This window comes from Chromohalobacter sarecensis, from assembly GCF_023061135.1.
Taxonomy (GTDB): domain Bacteria; phylum Pseudomonadota; class Gammaproteobacteria; order Pseudomonadales; family Halomonadaceae; genus Chromohalobacter; species Chromohalobacter sarecensis.
In genome coordinates this window covers 1-2,516 of the sequence record NZ_JAKGAN010000021.1, presented here as the reverse complement: position 1 = coordinate 2,516, position 2,516 = coordinate 1, and the positions used below count along the sequence as shown (strand labels likewise).

General features: G+C 62.8%; 2 protein-coding genes. Both read right to left on the bottom strand.

The window, feature by feature from the left end; all coding sequences use genetic code 11:
- Window positions 1-311: 311 nt before the first annotated feature.
- A complete protein-coding gene (locus tag L1071_RS16135) occupies window positions 312-1,463 on the bottom strand; it encodes an IS91 family transposase (protein WP_246977063.1) in 1,152 nt (383 codons plus the stop codon).
- Window positions 1,456-2,313: a tyrosine-type recombinase/integrase gene (locus L1071_RS16130; protein WP_246977061.1), complete on the bottom strand. Its 858-nt coding sequence runs from the start codon at window positions 2,311-2,313 to the stop codon at window positions 1,456-1,458. Before L1071_RS16130 ends, L1071_RS16135 begins: the two co-directional genes overlap by 8 nt.
- Window positions 2,314-2,516: the final 203 nt, after the last annotated feature.

The window sequence follows — 2,516 nt, the reverse complement described above, 5'->3', positions numbered from 1 at the left end:
TAACTGTTAAGCATTTATTCGCCGTGCGCAGCATGGCGAATAAATGCCTGTTGGACTAAGCCGCCTCTCAGGCGGCTATACAGCTTCTATAGGGTATTGTATTGATCGGCGTGCGGTCTGACGTGTCAGGCCGCGTGCTGAGGGTCCTGTAGTGACACGTTCGGGCCATGGTGTGGACCATGATGACGCTCTCTTCCGGACCTAGTTGCCCCCAACCTAGCGCGCCTGAGCGCCAGAAGCCAATGTCGGGACGAGCGCCGCTACGACCCGCGAGCGGGCCGGATCGCCAAGTCCCCTGGAGCCGCGTTATCTTATGTGCGATAGCGATGTGCCTTGTGGTTGCATGGTTGGCCGCGTGCGAGACGCTGGGGCATGAGGCGCCCGATGACCCGCAGTGTCGGTTGCCGGCAGTGCGGGCAAATGTCGCGGGCTTCCGTGTCGTCGGTGGTCGTCTCGATAGCCGGTCGCGTCTCGACGATGGCCAACGCCTGGCGAATCTGTGCCAGGCGTCGTCGCCGGCAGCGATTGGCGAGAAAACCGTAGTGACGCACCCGCATCAGCCCCTTGGGCAGGACGTGCAGCAGAAAGCGGCGTACGAACTCCTCGCCCGCGAGGACGAGCCGTTTGTGTCGGTCTCGGTCGCGGTAATCCTTGTAGCGTAGGGTCACCTGACGGTCGTCAACGGCGAGGATGCGCGCATTGCTGATGGCGATCCGGCGCGTGTAACGCGCCAGGTAGCGCACCACCGTGTCGGTGTGTTCAAGACAAGGCTTGCTGTAGACCACCCACTCGGTGGCCATCAGGGCGTTGAGTTGATCATCGACGTCGCCGGGCCGGGTGACCCGGTGGAGTTTGCCAGTCTTGGCCGCCTGACGCAGAGCGCTGACCATGTGCCCGCGAAAGTGGCGCGACAGGGCCCGCACCGGGAACAAGTAGTGACTGCGCGCCTCCCGCCAACAGCCATCGTCGCCCAATGCCCCGCCAGGGACTAGGCAATGCAGGTGCACATGCTGGCTCAGATTCTGGCCCCAGGTGTGAAGCACGGCGCTCATGCCCATGTCACCGCCAAGGCGTTTGGGGTCGCGGCCGAAGGTGTGCAGCGTCTGCCAGGCGCTCTGGAACAGCAACCGGTGAATCACCTCGGGATGGAGCTGCACCCAGCCGTTGAGGCGGTGCGGCAGGGTGAACACAAGGTGGTAATAGCGCACAGGCAGGATGTTCGCCTGCTGACGCTCGGCCCACTGGTGCATGGCGCGGCCCTGGCACTGCGGGCAGTGGCGATCGCGACAACCGAAGTAGCGCGGCTGGGTGTGATCGCACTCCGTGCACTGCCAGACCGTCCCACCCATCGCCTCGGTGCGACAGGCAAGCAGGTGGCGGCACACGCGTTGGCGCTGGCAATCGAGACCGGCCGGGTCGAAGAAGCGCGCCAGGGCTTGTTGCAGAGTGGCGGTCTCAGTCATGGTCCACCGCCAGGCCGGCTACCAGATCGATGGGGCTGTGGCTCGCCCCCTGCTGGCCCGGCAGCCAGTGCATGTAACGCATCGTCGACTGGACGCTGCGGTGGCCCAGCAACCGCTGAAGCTGATGGACGGGCAGGCCTTGTTCCAGGACATGCGTGGCATAGGCATGGCGCAGGCTGTGGATGCCACCGATCCGTTTGACTCCGGCCTGGCGCTTGGCTTGGGTAAACACTTTCTGCGGCGCGCTCGGGTGCAGCGCACGATCCGGGAACAGGGCGCTCGGGAACAGCCATGTCTGAGGCCGGTAGGCGCGCCAGTAGTCGCGCAATCGATCGAGCAGGGTCGCCGATAGCAGGACCATGCGGTCTTTCGCGCCCTTGCCCTGCGCGACACGCAGTTGGCCGCGCTGGCTGTCGATATCGCTGACCCGCAGGTGGCAGACCTCGCTCACGCGCAGTCCGCAGCCATAGCACAGTTCGAGCATCATGCGGTGCTTGGGGTTGTGGCACGCGGCCAGGATCCGCCGCACCTCATCGCGGGTCAGCAGTTCCGGAATCCGCTGCGGTGTCTTCGGCACCACAGGCGAGACGTCAACCGACTGCCAGTGCAACACCTGCAGATACAGGAAACGCACGCCGTGCAGATAGACGCGGCAACTGGCGGCGGACAAACCGCGTTCCTGAACCAGGTGATGGAAGAAGTGTTGCAGGTCGTCGGTATTTAACGTGTCTGGTGGTCGGTGGAAATAGCGCGCCAGCTCCGTGATCACCATCAAGTAGGTGGCGTGGGTACGGGGCGCGAAGCCACGCTGACGCATGGCCTCGATCATTGCCTGTCGTAAGGCAGTCATCGTCGTCACTCCTGTTCATGGACCCAGGTGGGTCAAAGAACAGTGTGGATCGATGCAGCAAAAGACGGGAGTCGATGATAGCTACCGCGAAGCGGTTTAGTTCAACAAGTATTAGCTAGCGCGCTCGTTTTGCTACTTGAACGAGCAGGCGCTTTCAATAAATCTTATCTAGCGTGCTCTTTCACATCTAACCCATTGATTTT

What these genes read in the sequence shown, in the direction of transcription:
- L1071_RS16135 (WP_246977063.1), bottom strand. Translation starts at nt 1,463, where the DNA reads ATGACTGAGACCGCCACTCTGCAACAAGCCCTGGCGCGCTTCTTCGAC.
- L1071_RS16130 (WP_246977061.1), bottom strand. Translation starts at nt 2,313, where the DNA reads ATGACTGCCTTACGACAGGCAATGATCGAGGCCATGCGTCAGCGTGGC.